This window comes from Streptomyces sp. NPDC042100 (genome assembly GCF_055582325.1).
Genome location: NZ_JBVJDK010000015.1, coordinates 63,738 through 80,143, shown reverse-complemented (window position 1 = coordinate 80,143; position 16,406 = coordinate 63,738). Strand labels below are relative to the sequence as shown.

The following is a 16,406-nucleotide window of genomic DNA, read 5'->3' as shown; positions in this document are numbered from 1 at the left end:
CACCCGAAACGGCCGTTACTCCCGCCTTACGCATCGAGCTTCCCCCCGTACCGGCGAGGCCGGTACGGGGGGAAGGGGTACGGGGGTTGCGGACCGCGTCCGTCGGGTCAGGTGCGGCGGCGGCGTACGGTCGTGAAGGTCAGGGCCCCCGCCGACGCCAGCGTGAGCGCCGTCAGGGCGGTCCACCAGGGCGTCGAGGACGTGCCGGTCTCCGCGAGGTTGCCCGGCGGCGTCGGGTGGCCGGTGGACGGTGTCGGGGGCTGTGAGGTGGGCGGCGGGGTCGTGGGCGGCGCGCTCGTCGGCGGGGGGCTGGTGGGCGGCGGGCTCGTGGGCGGGGTGCTGGTGAACGTGTTGGTGACGGTCACCTGTGCGGTCTCCCCCGCCTTGACGGGGAAGGGGCGGCCGAGGGCGACCGTGGTCGGGTCGCCGCCGTCGACGCTGAGTTCGGCGCTCGTGTCCACGGTGACGTCCGCGTCCGCGTCGGCACCGGTGCGGGGCTCGGTGAGCGTGCAGGTGGTGTCGGCCGCGAACGACTGTCGCGGCAGCGAGCCCGCCGTGTCGCCGGATGCCACGTCCAGGGTGCCCGTCGTGCCGTCCGCGCAGGTCAGGACGAGCTGGGCGGCCCCGGGCCGCAGGCTCGTGTCGCCGGTCGTCCGCTTCGTGACGTCGAGGGTGCCGACCGCCAGGAAGCGGTTGGTGAAGCGACAGGTCGGCCGGGGGCCGGCGGCGGTGAGGGCGACCTCGACGGTGCCGCGGGCGGTGTCGACGTCCGATCCGTTCGCCCCGCAGTCCGCGGAGACCAGCTCCCAGTGCCCGTCGGCGGTCGGCGGCGGCAGGAACTCCTGCACCGTGTACCGCACATCGGGGTCCACGGTCAGCCCGTCGGCCGCCGGGCCCGTCGTCTGGCCCTCGGGGTGCGCGGTGGCCGGAGTGCCCTCGGCGACGGTGGTCGCGCTGGCCCGGTCGGTGCGCGCGGAGACGCGAGCGGGGCGCCCGCGCGGGTGCTCGGTCACGGCGTACGTGAAGGTGCCCGTGCCGCCCTCGGTGACCTTCTCGATCCCGATGGCGCCACCGGGCGTGAACCTGTTGGTCAGCAGGCACCGGGTGGTGTCCACGGCGGTCACGTCGTACGAGACCTGCCAGGTGCCGTTCGGCGCGCTCTGCGTCGGCGCGCCCTTGGTGACGGGCAGTTCGGTGCCGTTGCAGTTGGCGCCGACGAGCTCCCAGCTCCCGGTGCCGTCGGCGGCGGGGACCGCCTCGGTGATGCGGTACGTGCCCGCGGTGGCGCCGTTCGGGGCCTGGGCGACCGTCACGGGCACGCCGTCCCGGGCCGTGGTGACCGGGGGGACGGCGAGCGGCGGCACCGCGGCCGGGGGAGTGAGGTCGATGTCGAAGGTGCCGGTACCGCCGACGGACTCCTTCTCCAGGAGGGCCTTCCCGCTGGTGCGCCGGTTGGTGTACGTGCAGGTGACGGTGTCGGCGGCGGCGAGGCGTACGGACACCGCGCCGGTCGAGTCGCGGGTGACCGCGCTCTTCCCGGCGCCGCCGCCGGAGGCCGCCGCCGTGCAGTCCGGCACGCTCGCCGGGCTCCAGCCGCTGCCCGGCGGCACGACCTCCTTGAACGTCCACGGCTCGTCTCCGGCCGCCCGGACGAAGGACATCGAGTCCCGCTTCTGGGCCGAGGCGTTGAGGACGAAGTCGTTGACCCCGTCGCCGTTGCTGTCGCCGTAGGAGACGTTCCCGTCGAAGCGGAACGCACCCTGGCCCGCGGTGTCCGGGGTGACCTTCTTGACCACGGTGATGGTGCCCGAGTCGGGCGGCGGCGTGACCGCGTAGTAGTAGCAGAAGACGTGCCGGGCGCCCGAGGGGAACGACACGTACTCGACGTTGTCGCCGTTGATGGCGTCCTGCGCGCAGCGCAGCGCGGCGAAGCCGTACTGCTCCTGCTTGCCGTTGAGGGTCTGCGCCTTGGTGCCGCCCTGCACGACGAGGTACGAACCGGCCTGGATCTCCCGGCTGTTGAGCCGTACGGTGACCGCGCCCGCCAGCTGCCGGCCGGTCGGCAGGCCCGCCGAGTCGAGCTCGGGAGTGGTCGCCTGGGTGGTGATGTCCTGCCGGAACGGGGTGGAGACGGTGCTGAGGTTGAGCGTGGCGGGTGTCTTGTCGGTGATGCCGTCGCCCGTGGAGAACGTCCACCCGGGCAGCGGATCGCACGGCGGCAGCGGTGTGCCCGCGGCCTCCTTGGCGGCGGAGACCGTCTCGTCGCGCGTGTAGGTGGAGTCGGGTCCCAGGTCGCGCAGCGACTCCTGGTAGTTGTTGCGGGCCTTGTTGGCCATGACGTCGGCGTACGTGGGACAGGCGCGCGCCACGAACGTCACCGACAGCGGATTCGTCGGCGCCGCCGCCGCGGCGCGGCCGTCCGCGCCGCCGAGGAGGCCCACGAGTACACCGGCGACGCTCAGCGCCGCGAGCACCCCGCCGGCCCGGCCTCTCGCCCCGGACAGGACCATTCCAGGCATCCCTACCCCTCCACCCGTTCATACGCTTGCGCGCCTATGTGATCAACATGTGAAAGCAAGATCCCGGTGAGGCAATCACGCAGGCCAACGCCCTCTTGCGACGCCTCCGCAGACACGCCGTCACTTCACTCGTCCGGGGGAGGGGACGGGATGGGCCGGGGGCAGGCGCGTGCCGGTGCCGCCGCCCGATGTGGTGGTTGGTCCCGCTCTGCCGATTCCGGCGCGGATCGGCGCACGCTCGAACGTCTGGACCGCTCGGCGCGGAAGGGCGACGTCCGCCCGTCTGTCGAGTCCGCAAGGGCTTCGGGCCCGACCGCACCCGCTGCTCCTGGTCAACTCGCGCCGCATCTCGGTCGAGAGGCGCGTATCAAAAGACTAAATCGATCATCTGAAGAAAATTCCGGTCGTGCAGGGGATAACTCGGGGCCGGGATCGTCGGGTGGGGCGAAGGCGCGTGATGCGCCCCCAGGCACAGCCCCAGTCACACCCCAGTTACTCAAGCAAGATGGAGACCAAGTCCATGACGTCGTGCTTGGCTTTGCCCGAGCTCGCCGCGGTCGCGGCGGCAGCGGTGCAGACCGTGGCCGCCGTGGTCCAGATGTGGTGGGACCGCCGGTCGTACCGGGCCGGGACCACCCCGGAGCCCGGGCCCGCCGAGGCCGAACCCGAACCTGTCCCCGCGCGCGCACCCGTACCCGTACCCCGTTCCGTATCCGGCCCCGCTCACGTCGCGGGCCAGGGGCCGGTCGGCGTGCACATCACCGTCCAGCCCGGCGCACGGGTGGAGATCGCGGTCTCCCTGCCCGCCTCCGCCGCCGCTGGGCCGCTGGCCTCGGTCAAGGAGAACAGCCCGTGGTAGGAGGCGGTTTGACCGTGCGGCCTTCGCTGAGCGAGGTGGAGCAGCGCCTGCTGGACTGCTACACGGTGTACATGGCCACCGAGCCACAGATCCTGTTCAAGATGTTCGGACCGCTGCTCTCGCGGGCGTCGTGCGAGGACATCGCGCAGGAGGCGTACGACAAGGTGGCGGACAAGGCGGCCGCGGGCGAGCTGCAGTCCGTGCAGACGTTGCCCGGATACCTCAGGACCGCCTCGCGGAATCTGGCCAAAGACGCCTTGCGGGCGCTGCGGCGGGATCCGGTCCGCTACGACAGCGAGTACGTCGCCCAGGCCCCGCCGCCGCCCCGGGTGTCGTCCGACGACGCCGAGCTCCTGGAGCGGGTCGTCATCCCGGTCATCGACGCGTTGCCCCGCACCCGGCGCCGCAAGATCGCCCAGTTGCAGAGCCAGGGCCTGGAGGACGCCGACATCGCCGCCGCGCTCGGCATAGACAGGCACCGGCTGCACAAGGACCGCTCACGCGTCGTCGGTGAGCTGCGCGGCAAGCTGGGCAAGCACATCCGAGACGGCCATCGCAAGCAGACACGACGCGTAGAGAAGAAGGACGGGTGACGGCGGTGCGCCGCTTCAGCGAGGACAACGGCGCCGGCAGCAGCCCCGCGCCCGAATCTGCTGGCGGGCTGCTGGCCCTCCGCAGGCAGTTGCAGGGGCCGCCGGACTTCTGGGACCGGCCCGACGGGGACTTCGGCCCCCTGGACCGCATCTCCCCCTACACGGTCGAGGCCCGCCGGAAGGCGAACACCTTCTACCGCCTCGGCTCGAAGGCGCTGCTACGGGACGACCTCGCCCCGGCGGTCGACTGGCTGAGCGTCGCCGCGGCCGCCGGCCACCCCGGCGCCCTGTTCCGCCTCGCGGTGATCACCCTGCGCCAGGGCGAGGACTGGACGCCGGACGCGCGGCTCCTCCTCGCCGAGGCGGCCCAGCACGGGCACGAGGACGCGCGCCGCCTCCTGCGGGCACCGGACACCGCGAGCCCGGCGGGGGAGGGGGCGAGGCCGCAGGACGAGACCTTCTTCGAGGAGGTCCGCGACTTCCTCTCCGAGCCCGCCACCGCCGCCGCCGTCACGTCTGCCTCCGCCTCGGCATTCGCCGCCGCGCCCGCGCAGGGCGGTTCGCCCCCCGAGCCTCCACAGGTCGCCGACGAACATGACGAGTTGCTCGTACGGGAGAAGGTGACGGCGACGGCGACGGCGGATGTGGATGTGGATGCGGATGCGGATGCGGATGCGGCGACGAAGCCGGCCACGGTCACGGAGCCGGCCACGGTCACGGAGCCGGGGACGGGCGTATCCGACCTGGTCCTGGTGTCCGCGCCCGTGCTGCCGACCATCCCGAGCCCGCCCCCGCGCCCCACCGACGACCCCGCCGTCCGCAGGGCAGAGCTGCACTCCGTACCCGCCGGCCTGTCGTTGGCCCTTCCCGACCTGAGGGAGGAGCCCGCCCGCCCGCACGGCCTGATCCTGCCGAGCGGGTCGCCCTGGTGGTCGGCCAACGCCCTGCGCCCCGCCACGCTCAACCAGCTCGCCAGGCCCGCGTCCCCACCCGCCGCCGTGCCGGAGCGGTGGCAGATCACCCGGCGGGCGCGCGATCTGCTCCAGCTGATCGGACCGGACGGCATCGACACGCGCACCCTCGCCCGGCGCACCGGGGCGGCGCTGAGCTTCGTCGTCCAGATGCTCCACTGGCTGCGCGAACAGCGGTTCCTGGAGTCCCGCGACGGCATCCACTACCCCGGCGAGCTCATGACGAGCCTCACCCGGGGCTCCCTGCTGACCGAGACCCTCGCCGAGCTGCGCGACGAGCTCGGGGCCGCCGTCTACATCAGCTCCTACACCGACGGCGAGATCGTCATCCAGGAGGCCTCCTCCAGCGACACGGCACCCGCCGTCAACGAACAGACGCCGTTCGGCCTGAGCGCCCACGCGAACGCCGTCGGCAAGAGCCTGCTGGCCCAGCAGAACTTCGCCTCGCGCATGGACCACCTCAGCCGGTACCCCTTCATCCAGCTCACCGACCGGACCATCACCGACGAACGCACGCTCTTCCAGCACCTCGATACGGACGGCCCCCACGCTGCCCAGTTCGACCTCCTGGAGTACGCCGACACGGACCTCTGCGTCGCCTACTCCCTCGGCCTGCCCAACCGCGCCTCCAGCCTCGCCCTGTCCATGCCCGCCACCCAGCACTCCCGCCTCATCACGGCCGCCCGCATCCTGAGCAGGCGCGCGACCGGCATCCTCCTGGCCCACCTCCTGGCCGACGACGTCCACCAGCCCACCGTCCACCACACCGGACGCCGGGAGAGCGGACCGGCCGAGGCGCGCCACGCACTGCGGTGAACCGTCGGGCCCGGCACACGTGTGCCGGGCCCGACGGCGAGACCGCGTGCGGGTATGGCTCCGGTCCCACTCGCGGAGTCCGCGTCTGGGTCCCTCTCCCTCAAGGCCAGGTGCGGGCCGTCCGGCGGCCAGGGGCCCCCTCGGCGGACGGCATGGTGACCGCGTAGTCGATGAGGGAGCCGAGCGTCGCCAGCTCGCCGTGGTGGATCGCGCCGCGCGGGTCGTCGGAGAGGAGGCGGGGGACGCCCCGGACGCAGGCCGCGATCGCGAGGAGCGCGGTCTGTTCACGGCGGGACAGAACAGGAGTGGCGGTTCCTGCCAGGTACCGGACCAGACCGTCGAGGGCCTCCCGCGTACCACCCTGCTCGGTGTCGGCCCGGCCGAGGCCGCCCATGGTCTCCTCGACGGCGGAGGCGAGCACCTCGCGCACCCAGTCGCCCGGCGGCAGGGGCAGCCCCCGCATCCACGCCGCGGCGCGCCGCCCGACGGCTGCGGCCTCGGCGAGGACCAGCCGCTCGTACTCGGCCTCTTCGGCGAGAACGGCGGCCTCTTCCGGATCGGACGGCGGCGCGGGCACAGGATCGCTGTGCCGTTCGGCCGACATCCGCGCGGAGGGGACGGGCTCGTGGCCCCCGCCGTCGGCTGATGGCGGCGGCGTGTCCCCTCGGGACGGTTCGGGCAGTTGATCGGTGGTCATGGAGGGTGAACGAGCGACCGAGGGCCTGGTGGCGGGAGGGGGCGCCGTCTCAGCCGCGCGGTCGCCCGACGGCCGGCGTCCCGTCCTCGACGTGCCCCGGGCGGGCGGCCCGGATCCCGAAGGAGACCCGGGGGACGAGCGTCAGGACGAGCACGTAGACCCGCTGGTTGCCGCGACGGGCCGCGAGGCTGGGCAGCACGAACGAGGCGGGCACACCGATCACCGTCACGTACGCCGGCAGCAGACCGGACGTTCCGGCCGGAACACCGGCGTCCTGGCACTGGGAGGGAACCCGCCGCCCACGGCGGCTGATCGCCACGAGCCCCAGACCAGGACGGCCACGGCCACGGGGCGGCCCAGACCGTGTCACCGGCGCGCCGGTGACACGACCGCCACTCCCGGCATGCGGGGCCCGCGCACGGCTCCTACGTTGGGGATCATGACAGTCCAGGTCACAGACCAGCCCGCCGCGCACCGCTACGAAGCCCGCCTCGACGGCGCCGAGGAGATCGCGGGGATCGCCGAGTACCTGCGTACTCCCGAGCTGATCGCGTTCACCCACACCGAGGTCGACTCCGCGTACGAGGGGAAGGGCGTGGGGTCCGCGCTGGCCCGCTCCTCGCTGGACGAGGCGCGCGCCGCGGGGCTGAGAGTGCTCGCGGTCTGCCCGTTCTACGCCGGCTGGATCGCCCGGCATCCGGAGTACAAGGAACTCCTGTACCAGAGCCGCAGCAAGGTCACCGACTGAATCACCTGGCCGGCGCGGGGGAGGCCGGCCAGGACGCCGCCGCCTTCGAGCGCGGCGTTCCAGGTCACGCCGAACTCCTTGCGGGAGATCGTCACCGAGCCTTCGAGGCCCACCCGCAGGTTGCCATGGGGGTCGACGGCGTTGCCGGTGTACTCGAAGTCGATCTGCCCCGTCCAGGTAAGCGGTCCCCTCGAACTGCTGGAAGGAGCCGCGGACCTTGGTCACCATCGCGTGGCGGGCGACGAAGCCGATCCGGGTGTGAGGCCGCAGGTGAGGCGCTCCCCGGGCAGGCGGCGGCGCGGGGGTCGGCCACGGGGCGATTCGTCAGGACGTATCGGGCGGGCATGTAGTAGCCCGGCACGCCCCCGTCACGTGCCGCTATCGTGCGAGTACCTGGCCGGAAGGGGCGCGCCCGTGCAGCCGTTGACGTTCATCGTGGGAACAGGCCGCAGCGGCTCGACCGCCTTGTCACGTGTGCTGAACCTCCACCCCGACGTGCTGAGCGTGAACGAGCTGCTCGCCTCCGTCGGCGTCGGAGGCGTTCCGGAGGGGCGGTTGTCGGGGCGGGAGTTCTGGCAGTCGCTCGCCGCGCCGAACCCGGTCTTCGAGAAGATGACCGCCTCGGGGCTTCCGCTCCCGGAGTTCCTCTACACGCGCCGGCCCGGGAGGTACGCCGCCGCTGACGGCTCGGGGATCCCGGCCCTCCTGCTCATGGTGCTGCCCCACCTGTCGGATCGGCCGGACGACTTGTTCGACGACCTGGGGCGAACGGTCGGCGCTTGGCCCGAACGCTGCGCGGCCGACCACTACCGCGCCCTGTTCGGGCTGCTGCGCGACCGGTTCGGGCGGACAGCGGTGGTGGAGCGGTCGGGCTACTCCACGGAGTGGATCCCCCGCCTGCGCGGGCTCTTTCCCGAGGCGCGCTTCGTCCACCTGGTCCGTTCCGGCCCCGACTGCGCCCTGTCGATGAGCCGGCATCCCGGCTACCGGACGATCCTGATCCTGCGGGAGATCCTCGAACGCTGCGGTGCGGAAAGCCTCTTCGAGCTCACCGAGCACCAGGTGCGCGCCCTTCCCCCGGACCTGGCCCCGCTGCTCGCCGACCGCTTCGATCCGGCACTGGTGTGGGACCGCGACATCCCCTACGCGGCCTTCGGCGAGCTGTGGTCCCGCCTGGTCACGGAGGGCGTCGCCCACCTGGAGGAGCTTCCCCCGGAGCGGCGGACGACCCTGGTGTACGAGGAGTTGCTGGACCACCCCGGCAGAGAGCTGTCGCGCTTGGCGGAGTTCATCGGGGTGGAGCCGGTCACCGGCTGGCTGACCATGGCCCGGACCATGCTGGACGGCGGTCGCCGAGGTGCGTCGAGCCGCCTGGCACCCGCCGATCGGGCGGCACTTGAGCGCAGTTGCGTGCCAGGGGAGCGGGCCCTGGGACGGAACGACGGCGGCTGAGCCGACCATGTCCCCGCCACACCGTCGGCCCGCGGTCCGCCCCGCCTCCGGGCTGGACTTGGTGCCGATCTCGGGCTCGTCCGCAACTCTTCGGGCCGCAGTGAGCGGCACACCCTCCGGTGGATCGTGGTCGACATGGCGACGCGCCACCTCCACGGTTTTCGGCCGAAGCTCGTCCATACGCCACGCGCCCTGGAGCGGCTGCGCGAGGCAGGACGCAGACGGGGACTCGGGGCGGACCACGCGGCGGCGGACGTCTCCGCGACCCTGGAGCGGTACGCGCGCCAGTACCGCGCGGAGAGGGCGCCGTACAGCCCGCACCCTGACCGCTGCCTCTGCCACGCCTGCCTCACCCGTGAGTCCGAGTGACGGCGAGCGCCTCGGTCCGGAGTGCGATCGCCGTCAGAGCCCGGCCTGGAGCCGTAGGCCCGCCAGGGTGAGGTCCAGGGCGGAGCGGAACTGGTCGGCGTCGTCGTGGCCGTCGAACTCGTCGACGATCTCGTGGACGAACGGGAAGTCCTCCGGGGGGAGCTCCCGCCACGTGCGGGCGAAGCGGCCGAGGAAGGCGTCGCGGTCGACCGCGCCGTCGAGGACCTCCTGGGGCGGCTCCTGGCCCATGTCGACGGCCGAGCCGACGACGACCCCGACGACCGCCGAGACGGCGTGGAAGCGCTGGCGGGAGGTGAGGTCCAGGCGCAGGGTCTGGCGGCCGAGCAGGTCGTAGATCCGCAGCGAGTTGCTCTGCACGTCGGTGTTGCGCATGAAGTACGCGCCGAGCCAGGGGCGGCGGACCACCGCGTCGAAGAGGGTGACCGCCATCGCGCGCAGGTCGTCGATGGGGTCCTCGCCGAGCGGGAGCTTCTCGATGTCGCCGAGGACCCCGGCCATGACGTGGTCCGTGGCGAGGTCCAGCAGCTCGTCCTTGTTCGCCACGTACCAGTAGATGCTGGCGACGCCGCCGCCCAGCCGCTGGGCCAGGGCCCGGAAGGTCAGGGCCGGGGCTCCCGCCTCGTCCAGGAGGGCGACCGCCTCGTTGAGGACGGACTCCATCGAGTGGGAAGCGCGGCGGCGCCCCGCGCCCGGGCGGGCCTGCTGGCGTGTCATGGCGCGCACTCCTCACCTTTACAGCGGATCGAACGTTGTTCTATCGTAACGGATGGAACAGCGTTCGATACTCGAACCATGTTCGATGTTCCGCGTTCGATCGAAAGGAGTGCGCCATGACCACCGCCACGCTCACCAGCCCGCCCCGCACCTACACGTCCCTGCGCGCGGCGTGGATCCCCCTGGCCGCCCTCTGCCTGGCCTTCTTCGTCGAGATGGTCGACAACACCCTGCTGTCCATCGCGCTGCCCACCATCGGCCGCGATCTCGGCGCGGGCACGACCGCGCTCCAGTGGGTCACGGGGGCCTACTCGCTCACCTTCGGTGGCCTGCTGCTCACCGCCGGCTCCATCGCGGACCGGTTCGGGCGCCGCCGTGTGCTCCTGATCGGGCTCGCCGTCTTCGGCGCGCTCAGTCTCGGCGTACTCCTCGTCCATTCCGCCGGCGGGCTCATCGCCTTGCGCGCCGGACTCGGTGTGGCCGCCGCCGCGATGGCGCCGATCACGAACTCCCTCGTCTTCCGGCTCTTCGACGACAAGGCGCTCCGCATGCGCGCCATGACCGTGATGATCGTCGTCGGCATGTCCGGATTCGTCCTCGGCCCGCTGCTCGGCGGCACGGCGCTGGCGCACGTGTCGTGGGAGTGGCTGCTGCTCGTGAACGCCCCCATCGCGGTGATCGCCTGCGTCGGCGTGCGGCTCGGCGTCCCGGCCGACCGCCCCGACGGCCTGACCAAGGACGCCCTCGACGTACCGGGCGCCGTCCTGAGCGTCGCCGCCATCGGCCTCGCCTGCTACTCCCTGACCAGCGGCGTCGAGCACGGCTGGCTCTCCACCCTCACCCTCGCGTCGGTCGTCGGAGCCCTCGCCGCGGGGGTCTGGTTCTTCCGCCACGAGCGCCGGACGGCCGCGCCCATGCTCGACCTGCGCCTCTTCTCGCGCGGTACGGTCCGAGGCGCCGCCCTCGCTCAGACCGGCACGTCCATCGCCATGGCGAGCGTGATGTTCGGCCTGATCCTGCACTTCCAGTACGCGTACGGCTGGAGCCCCGTCCGCGCCGGGCTCGCCAACCTGCCGATCATCGTGACCATGCTCCTGGCGACCCCGCTGTCCGAGTGGCTCGCCCGCCGTTTCGGGCACCGCGTCGCCTGCCTGGTGGGCGCCGGGTTCCTCGCGGGCTCGCTGGCCGGACTCGCCTGGGGCGTCGAGCACGGGTACGCCGTCATCGCGGTGTGCATGGTCCTCATGACCATCGGCCTGCGCACCGTGATGACGATCTGCGCCGTCGCCCTCGTGGAGGCGATGCCGAGCAACCGCACCTCCATGGGCACCGCCCTCAACGACACCGCCCAGGAGGTCGGCTCCAGCATCGGTACGGCCGTCATCGGCACCCTCATCGCCGTCCTGGTCACCACGCGACTCCCCGCGGGCACCTGGAGCGCCGACCTGATCGCGTCCTTCTTCCACGGCGAGCGCGTCACGTACGCCCTCCTCGCCGTCGTCGTCGGCCTCGTCGCCGCCGGCGGCGCACTGGGCCTCACGGACTCCCGCTCGGTGGAAGAGCACGGGACGGAGGACGGCGAGGCGAAGGGCGGCGAGGTGGAGGCGGCCGCCTGAGCGTCCGGGTGCTGCCGGTCGCGGGGGCTGCCGGATAATCCGGCCGTGGACACATCCGATGAGGGGCAGCCCCTCGATCCCGTCTGGCTCGACGCCGAGAACAACGTGTGCGGTGTGGTGAGGGGAGTCTCGAACGCGTCGAGGCTGGCCGAGCGGTTCGTCGCCGCCGGCTGGAACTCCAGATCGTCGTCGTGGGAGTCGTACGAGATCGAGACCGGCTGGTGCCGAGTCGAGATCGACCCGACCGGCGGGGACACGCTCCTCAACGGAGTCGTCGACCCTCGGCGCTTCGAGGACCTGGCCACGCTGCTGACGCGGTTCGGTCTGCGGTTCGGTCTCGAACTGTACGACGGTGACGGCGAACTGCTGCGGGAGATCGAAGCCGACGCTCCGACAGCACCCCGGCCCGTGACTCCTCGGCCGTTCGTTCGGCCCTTCGGCGGGCTGCTCGCTCGGCTCGGGCGCCTTCGGCCGGGGCGTGGCGGGGAGGAGGGAGCTACCCGGGGCCATGGACGGCAGTCGGAGCAGTGTGACATGCCCTCGGGCGAGTGACCTGCGCGTCGTTATCGAACGCGATCGCTACATATGTGCGGGTGACCCTTTCACGTGGGCGGATCGTGTCCGCCACCTCCCTGTTCGTGCTGTCCGCCGTCCTGTGCCCCGCCGCCGTCCCCGCGGCGGCGGCCGAACCCGCGGCGACCGCCGCCCCGGTCGCCGCGACCGGCCCCCTCGCCGCGCGCGTCCTGCCCGAACCGCCCGGCCCCGATCAGGTCCGCGCCGAACTCGACCATCTCACCGTCGAGGCCCCGCACTCGATGAGCGGCTACTCCCGGGACCGGTTCCCCCACTGGATCAAGCAGTTCGGGGAGTGCGACACCCGCGAGGTCGTCCTCTCCCGCGACGGCCAGGGCGTCACCCAGGACTCGGCCTGCCGCGCGATCGAGGGCACCTGGACCAGCGTGTACGACGACAAGGTCGTCGACACCGCGACGAAGATCGACATCGACCACATCGTCCCCCTCGCCAACGCCTGGCGCTCCGGCGCCGACACCTGGACCACCGACAAGCGCAAACGATTCGCCAACGACCTCGACAACCCCCAGCTGATCGCGGTCTCCGCCGCCTCCAACCGCTCCAAGGGCGACCAGTCGCCGGACCAGTGGGCCCCGCCCAGCGTCGACTACTGGTGCACGTACTCCCGTGCCTGGACCCACATCAAGTCCCTCTACGGACTGTCCGTCACCCAGCCCGAGAAGGACAAGATCATCAGGATGCTCGACAACTGCGCCTGAGCCGCCCGCCGCCGCCCCACGGGCCCGCGCGGTCACGCACCGCGGGGCCCGGCCGGCTGCCCCGTGAACGGCGGACCTAGGCTTCTGCCCATGAACATCGTGCGGGCTCGGGTATGGCGTTTCACGGTCGAGGAAGGGAAGACGGGAGCGGAGGCCGTCCAGTGCGTCGAGATCGGGCAGGGTCCGCTGCCGGTCTCCCTGGCCGCCGTGATCAACATCAACGCGCTCGCCTGTGACCTGCGCAAGACCGTCGACCAGCGCGTGCGCGATCACGAGATCCGACTGCTCCTCAGCTACATCTCCGCCGGGCAGGGCCACGGGCCGCTCGGCGTCGAGCACCTGAGCCTGGACGCGAGCGCCGGCCACATCAAGCGTTTCGTCAGCGAGTGCACCGGGCTCGGTGTCATGACCGCCGCCAGCCAGACGCTGTTCGACTGGTCGCCCAAGACCGACGGGATCGGCAGTTTCGACAACTTCGACACCCTCCCGGGAAAGGCCGTCGGGTACACGAAGACAGGTGTGCGGCCGGATCTCCTGTACGACTTGGCGGCGGGCCCGGTCGCCGGCGAGGCGCGGGGGCGGCGCCGGGACGCCCCTCAGATGCTCCCGCCCGGCAAGGGGACGCCGGAGCAGCGGCGGCGTCTGGAGGCGCTGGCCCGCTGGTCCGTCGCCCACAAGGATCACGCGTACTTCATGAGCTGGGTGTGGCTCGGCCAGGGCGGCGTGTACGTCGACATCTTCCTGCCCGACGGCTCCCCGGGGCTGAAGGGGCTCAGGACGGACTGGATCGAGACCCCCGGTGACGGGGAGCCCTGGCGCTTCCGTGTGCCACGGCTGGAGCGGCGGCGGCCGCCCGTTCTCGACCTGGCCCCCGACTCGGACTCGGGCCCGGACTCGGAACACTTCGCGATGAGGGTGGTCGACTCCTTGCGGGTCGGAGACGAGAGCGCCGCCGGCCGGTCCATGGCCGATCAGGTGGCGCCCGTGGTCGATGCCGCGATGGACCGTGCTTTCGGCCGTGAGGCGGACACCCTCGGTTCGTTCGCCGGGGTTCCGGTCCGAGGGCGTTGGATCAGCGGTGACGCCTTGGGCGCGGCGCGGCACGAGGTGCTGCTCGGCGTACTGGGGGAACGGGTGGACGTGGACCGCCGTGGGCGGCGCGAGCGGCTTGCCGGGCTGTCGGACGACCGGCTCGACGTGTTCCTCGACGGACGTCTGCTCACCGTCGTACGGCCCGTGGACGCCCCTCGGCCGAGCTGGGAGCGCATCAACGCCGATCTGCTGGGCCTGTCCTGACCGGCCCGCTTCCTCCGGGTCGTCCGGCCGGCCGGACGACCCGGAGGCCCGGCCCCCACGGCCCGGTCACCGTGCGGTTGTCCCAAACCCCGGCGCTGTCCGCCCCGGTCGGAAATCCACCGGCCGAGGACCCTCAGGTGGATGAGCAGCGGCATGGTGTCCGCGTTGACCGGCGGTCCGGAAGCTGATCGGCGGCGTGCACGTCGCCCCAGCATCCTCCCGAGCCGCGCCCTCGCCGGGTACATGCACGGGCGTTGAGCCGCGGACCGTGCTGGCTCATGCCGACTGTGGCTCAAGACGATGAAGTCTGGCCCATCTGCCCGTCTTCTGGGGCCTCGTGTGATGTCCGCGCACCAGTGAGCCGGACTCGCGCGCCCCTGGTCACTCGGGCGTGAGGATGCGCCCCGGACGTGCTCCCGTACGCTCCTGTGGCAGGCCCGCGCGCCGGTCGGCCAGCGTCTCGTCATAGCGGAGCGTGACCAGGCGGGCCAGCGCGTCGTGCGGGCCCAGCGGGGCCGAGGTGACGCACGCGCCCGCTCGCGCGGCCCGCCGCGCGAAGAAGCCAGGGCCGAGCAGGTATTCCGCGACAGCGACCCGCCGGTGCCCACGCGCCCGCAGCGCGGTCACGGCCTCGGCGGGCGTGGGCCCGGCCGCGCACAGGTACGCCGGCACGACGACGGGGGCGTAGGCCCGCGTCTCTCGCAGGTGCTCCCGGAGCAGCCCGGCCATGGTGACGGTGTCGACGTTGGCGTCGGGATCGGTCGAGCCCGCCGCCGCGAGCACCAGTGCGTCGCCGAGCCCCGGCCTGGCCCCGGGCTCCAGCGCTGTGTCGGGCGCGGTCCAGCCGGCCTCGTCGAGCCGCTCTGCGAGGGCCTGCGCCAGCAGCGGGTCCGGGCCGAGGGCGGGGGCCACCGTGGCCCGCAGGTGGGGCGCCTCGGTGAGCGCGGCCGGGATGTCGACCCGGACGTGGTACCCGGTGCCGAGCAGCAGCGGTACAAGTACCACCTCGCCGCGCAGCCGGGCCAGCGCCTCGGGGAGCGAGGGGGAGACCAGGTCCAGGAAGCAGCGCTCAACCCGGAGTTCCGGCCGCAGCGCGCGGACCCGCGCTACCAGGGCCTCCGTGGCGGCGACCCCGGCCGCCTCCCGGGTGCCGTGGGCGACGGCGAGGAGTGCAGGGCGAAGGGACGGCGCGTCCGTCATCCGGACGCCAGCCGGTAGCCGCGCTTCGGGACGGTGCGGACGAGGTCGCTGTGCCGGCCGAGCGACTGCCGCAGTCGGGCGACGGCCGCCTCGACGGCGTGTTCGTCGGCGTCGGAGTCGGCCCACGCGCGGCGCAGCAGTTCGGCGCGGCTCAGCACCCAGCCCGGGTTCTCGGCGAGGGCGCGCAGCAGGGTGGCGCCCTTGGGGGAGAGCCAGTGGCTCTCCCCGTCGACGAGCAGCGCGCTGCCCTGGAGCACCAGCTCGCGTCCCCCCGCCTGGAGAGTCCGGCGGCTGCGGGCGGGGAGGACCTCGGTGAGTGTGCGGACCAGGGAGCCGAGGCGGCCGCGTTCGGGCCAGACGACGGGGATGCCGGCCTCGACGAGCGGGCGCGCGCAGACCGGGCCGACGCAGACGCAGAGGATCTCGCCGCGCAGCGCCTCCAGGACCGGGCCGTCGAGGCGGTCGGCCGCGGCGGTGGCGAGGAAGGCGGTGATCGCGGGCGCGCTGGTGAAGGTCAGGGCGTGGAGCTCGCGGCGTGCGGTCTGCTCGACCAGGCGTCTGACGGGTGCCGGGTCCTCGGGTGGGGCCCAACGGTAGACGGGGACGGAGATCACCTCGGCGCCGCGTTCGCGCAGCGCGGTGCCGAACTCGGTGAGCGGGATGCCGTGTTCCTGGACGGCGATCCGGGTGCCCGGGAGCGGGCGGGCGAGAAGCCAGGTGAGCAGCTCGTCAGTGGCCTCGCTGCGGGGGGACCAGGTCTCGTCCAAGCCGCTCGCCCGTACCGCGCCGGTGGCCTTGGGGCCGCGGGTGAGGACGACGGCGTCGCGGCAGGCGGCTGCGAGCTCGGCGCCGCGGCCCCAGCCGTCGGCAGCGCTCATCCAGCCGCGCCAGCCGACGCCGGTGGTGGCCACCACGTAGTCCAGCGGCGCCCGCAGGCACAGCTCGGTGGCGCGCCGCAGGGCGAGGTCGTCCTCCAGCGGGAGGATGCGCAGTGTCGGCGCCTCGACCACCCGCGCCCCGCGCCGGTTCAGCAGCGCGACGAGCTCGTCGCGGCGCCGCGCGGCGGTGACGCCGACGGTGAACCCGGTCAGCGGGAGGAGCACGCTCCCGGGGGCGCCGGACTCGTGTGAGCCGGACCCGGGGGCGTCGGAGGTCTCTGCGGTGCCCATGGACGCAGGTTCACGGCCCCCGGTTACCGGGAGGTTGCCCGGGGATCACACGCGCGTCAACGAAACGCCCGTTC

Annotated in this window: 16 protein-coding genes and 1 pseudogene; 10 read left to right on the top strand and 7 right to left on the bottom strand. The window is 72.9% G+C overall.

The features are described from left to right. Positions 1 to 107: 107 nt before the first annotated feature. On the bottom strand, positions 108 to 2,519 hold the full coding sequence (locus ACZ6J5_RS29380) for a prealbumin-like fold domain-containing protein (protein WP_469396490.1): 2,412 nt from the start codon (positions 2,517 to 2,519) through the stop codon (positions 108 to 110). A 520-nt stretch (positions 2,520 to 3,039) separates the two neighbouring features. Here ACZ6J5_RS29380 and ACZ6J5_RS29375 point away from each other — a divergent pair. Genes ACZ6J5_RS29375 through ACZ6J5_RS29365 form a run of 3 tightly spaced genes read left to right on the top strand, consistent with a single transcriptional unit; the run spans position 3,040 to position 5,758 of the window. Next, positions 3,040 to 3,378 carry a hypothetical protein gene (locus ACZ6J5_RS29375; RefSeq protein ID WP_469396488.1) on the top strand — a complete coding sequence of 113 codons (339 nt, stop codon included), beginning with the start codon at positions 3,040 to 3,042 and terminating at the stop codon, positions 3,376 to 3,378. A gap of 8 nt (positions 3,379 to 3,386) precedes the next feature. Beyond that, positions 3,387 to 3,971: an RNA polymerase sigma factor gene (locus tag ACZ6J5_RS29370; RefSeq protein WP_469396486.1), complete on the top strand. Its 585-nt coding sequence runs from the start codon at positions 3,387 to 3,389 to the stop codon at positions 3,969 to 3,971. Continuing rightward, entirely contained in the window at positions 3,968 to 5,758 is a 1,791-nt protein-coding gene (locus ACZ6J5_RS29365; RefSeq protein ID WP_469396485.1) for an IclR family transcriptional regulator domain-containing protein, read from the top strand. Before ACZ6J5_RS29370 ends, ACZ6J5_RS29365 begins: the two co-directional genes overlap by 4 nt. Positions 5,759 to 5,858: 100 nt before the next feature. On the opposite strand, the gene ACZ6J5_RS29360 is transcribed toward ACZ6J5_RS29365, so the two are convergent. Both ACZ6J5_RS29360 and ACZ6J5_RS29355 read right to left on the bottom strand, forming a co-directional pair. After that, complete coding sequence (locus ACZ6J5_RS29360; RefSeq protein WP_469396483.1) at positions 5,859 to 6,455, bottom strand: hypothetical protein; 597 nt, start codon at positions 6,453 to 6,455, stop codon at positions 5,859 to 5,861. 49 nt (positions 6,456 to 6,504) lie between these two features. Then, positions 6,505 to 6,669, bottom strand: coding sequence for a hypothetical protein (locus ACZ6J5_RS29355; RefSeq protein ID WP_469396481.1), 165 nt, complete (start codon positions 6,667 to 6,669; stop codon positions 6,505 to 6,507). Between the two features lie 225 nt (positions 6,670 to 6,894). On the opposite strand from ACZ6J5_RS29355, the gene ACZ6J5_RS29350 reads away from it, so the two are divergent. Next, complete coding sequence (locus tag ACZ6J5_RS29350) at positions 6,895 to 7,203, top strand: GNAT family N-acetyltransferase (RefSeq protein ID WP_469396479.1); 309 nt, start codon at positions 6,895 to 6,897, stop codon at positions 7,201 to 7,203. Here the strand turns inward: ACZ6J5_RS29350 and ACZ6J5_RS29345 are convergent. Further along, a pseudogene (locus tag ACZ6J5_RS29345) lies at positions 7,128 to 7,524 on the bottom strand (hypothetical protein). The gene ACZ6J5_RS29350 and the pseudogene ACZ6J5_RS29345 sit on opposite strands and share 76 nt — an antisense overlap. Positions 7,525 to 7,617: 93 nt before the next feature. Here ACZ6J5_RS29345 and ACZ6J5_RS29340 point away from each other — a divergent pair. Together ACZ6J5_RS29340 and ACZ6J5_RS29335 are read left to right on the top strand one after the other, a co-directional pair. Then, positions 7,618 to 8,655: a sulfotransferase gene (locus ACZ6J5_RS29340; RefSeq protein ID WP_469396478.1), complete on the top strand. Its 1,038-nt coding sequence runs from the start codon at positions 7,618 to 7,620 to the stop codon at positions 8,653 to 8,655. 135 nt (positions 8,656 to 8,790) lie between these two features. After that, positions 8,791 to 9,024, top strand: a complete 234-nt coding sequence (locus tag ACZ6J5_RS29335; protein WP_469396476.1) for a hypothetical protein — start codon at positions 8,791 to 8,793, stop codon at positions 9,022 to 9,024. A 33-nt stretch (positions 9,025 to 9,057) separates the two neighbouring features. Here the strand turns inward: ACZ6J5_RS29335 and ACZ6J5_RS29330 are convergent, their stop codons facing one another. Then, a complete protein-coding gene (locus tag ACZ6J5_RS29330; protein WP_469396685.1) occupies positions 9,058 to 9,705 on the bottom strand; it encodes a TetR/AcrR family transcriptional regulator in 648 nt (215 codons plus the stop codon). A gap of 170 nt (positions 9,706 to 9,875) precedes the next feature. Here ACZ6J5_RS29330 and ACZ6J5_RS29325 point away from each other — a divergent pair, with 170 nt between their 5' ends. From ACZ6J5_RS29325 to ACZ6J5_RS29310, 4 genes are all read left to right on the top strand, one after another. Next, on the top strand, positions 9,876 to 11,375 hold the full coding sequence (locus ACZ6J5_RS29325) for an MFS transporter (RefSeq protein WP_469396474.1): 1,500 nt from the start codon (positions 9,876 to 9,878) through the stop codon (positions 11,373 to 11,375). 45 nt (positions 11,376 to 11,420) lie between these two features. Beyond that, positions 11,421 to 11,927 (top strand): hypothetical protein, encoded by a 507-nt coding sequence (locus tag ACZ6J5_RS29320; protein WP_469396473.1) that lies wholly within the window; start codon positions 11,421 to 11,423, stop codon positions 11,925 to 11,927. A 41-nt stretch (positions 11,928 to 11,968) separates the two neighbouring features. Then, entirely contained in the window at positions 11,969 to 12,667 is a 699-nt protein-coding gene (locus ACZ6J5_RS29315) for an HNH endonuclease family protein (protein WP_469396471.1), read from the top strand. 90 nt (positions 12,668 to 12,757) lie between these two features. After that, positions 12,758 to 13,963: a hypothetical protein gene (locus ACZ6J5_RS29310; protein ID WP_469396469.1), complete on the top strand. Its 1,206-nt coding sequence runs from the start codon at positions 12,758 to 12,760 to the stop codon at positions 13,961 to 13,963. Between the two features lie 381 nt (positions 13,964 to 14,344). Here ACZ6J5_RS29310 and ACZ6J5_RS29305 read toward each other — a convergent pair whose 3' ends face one another. Together ACZ6J5_RS29305 and ACZ6J5_RS29300 are read right to left on the bottom strand one after the other, a co-directional pair. Then, positions 14,345 to 15,163, bottom strand: a complete 819-nt coding sequence (locus ACZ6J5_RS29305; protein WP_469396467.1) for a sirohydrochlorin chelatase — start codon at positions 15,161 to 15,163, stop codon at positions 14,345 to 14,347. Further along, positions 15,160 to 16,332, bottom strand: coding sequence for a uroporphyrinogen-III synthase (locus ACZ6J5_RS29300; RefSeq protein WP_469396465.1), 1,173 nt, complete (start codon positions 16,330 to 16,332; stop codon positions 15,160 to 15,162). The genes ACZ6J5_RS29305 and ACZ6J5_RS29300 overlap by 4 nt, the downstream gene beginning before the upstream one ends. Positions 16,333 to 16,406 lie beyond the last annotated feature (74 nt).

Excerpts from the sequence above, each read along its gene's own strand:
- ACZ6J5_RS29375 (WP_469396488.1), top strand. The coding sequence starts at position 3,040 with ATGACGTCGTGCTTGGCTTTGCCCGAGCTCGCCGCGGTCGCGGCGGCA.
- ACZ6J5_RS29360 (WP_469396483.1), bottom strand. The coding sequence starts at position 6,455 with ATGACCACCGATCAACTGCCCGAACCGTCCCGAGGGGACACGCCGCCG.
- ACZ6J5_RS29350 (WP_469396479.1), top strand. The coding sequence starts at position 6,895 with ATGACAGTCCAGGTCACAGACCAGCCCGCCGCGCACCGCTACGAAGCC.
- ACZ6J5_RS29305 (WP_469396467.1), bottom strand. The coding sequence starts at position 15,163 with ATGACGGACGCGCCGTCCCTTCGCCCTGCACTCCTCGCCGTCGCCCAC.
- ACZ6J5_RS29330 (WP_469396685.1), bottom strand. The coding sequence starts at position 9,705 with ATGGAGTCCGTCCTCAACGAGGCGGTCGCCCTCCTGGACGAGGCGGGA.
- ACZ6J5_RS29300 (WP_469396465.1), bottom strand. The coding sequence starts at position 16,332 with ATGGGCACCGCAGAGACCTCCGACGCCCCCGGGTCCGGCTCACACGAG.
- ACZ6J5_RS29380 (WP_469396490.1), bottom strand. The coding sequence starts at position 2,519 with ATGCCTGGAATGGTCCTGTCCGGGGCGAGAGGCCGGGCCGGCGGGGTG.
- ACZ6J5_RS29335 (WP_469396476.1), top strand. The coding sequence starts at position 8,791 with ATGGCGACGCGCCACCTCCACGGTTTTCGGCCGAAGCTCGTCCATACG.
- ACZ6J5_RS29310 (WP_469396469.1), top strand. The coding sequence starts at position 12,758 with ATGAACATCGTGCGGGCTCGGGTATGGCGTTTCACGGTCGAGGAAGGG.
- ACZ6J5_RS29325 (WP_469396474.1), top strand. The coding sequence starts at position 9,876 with ATGACCACCGCCACGCTCACCAGCCCGCCCCGCACCTACACGTCCCTG.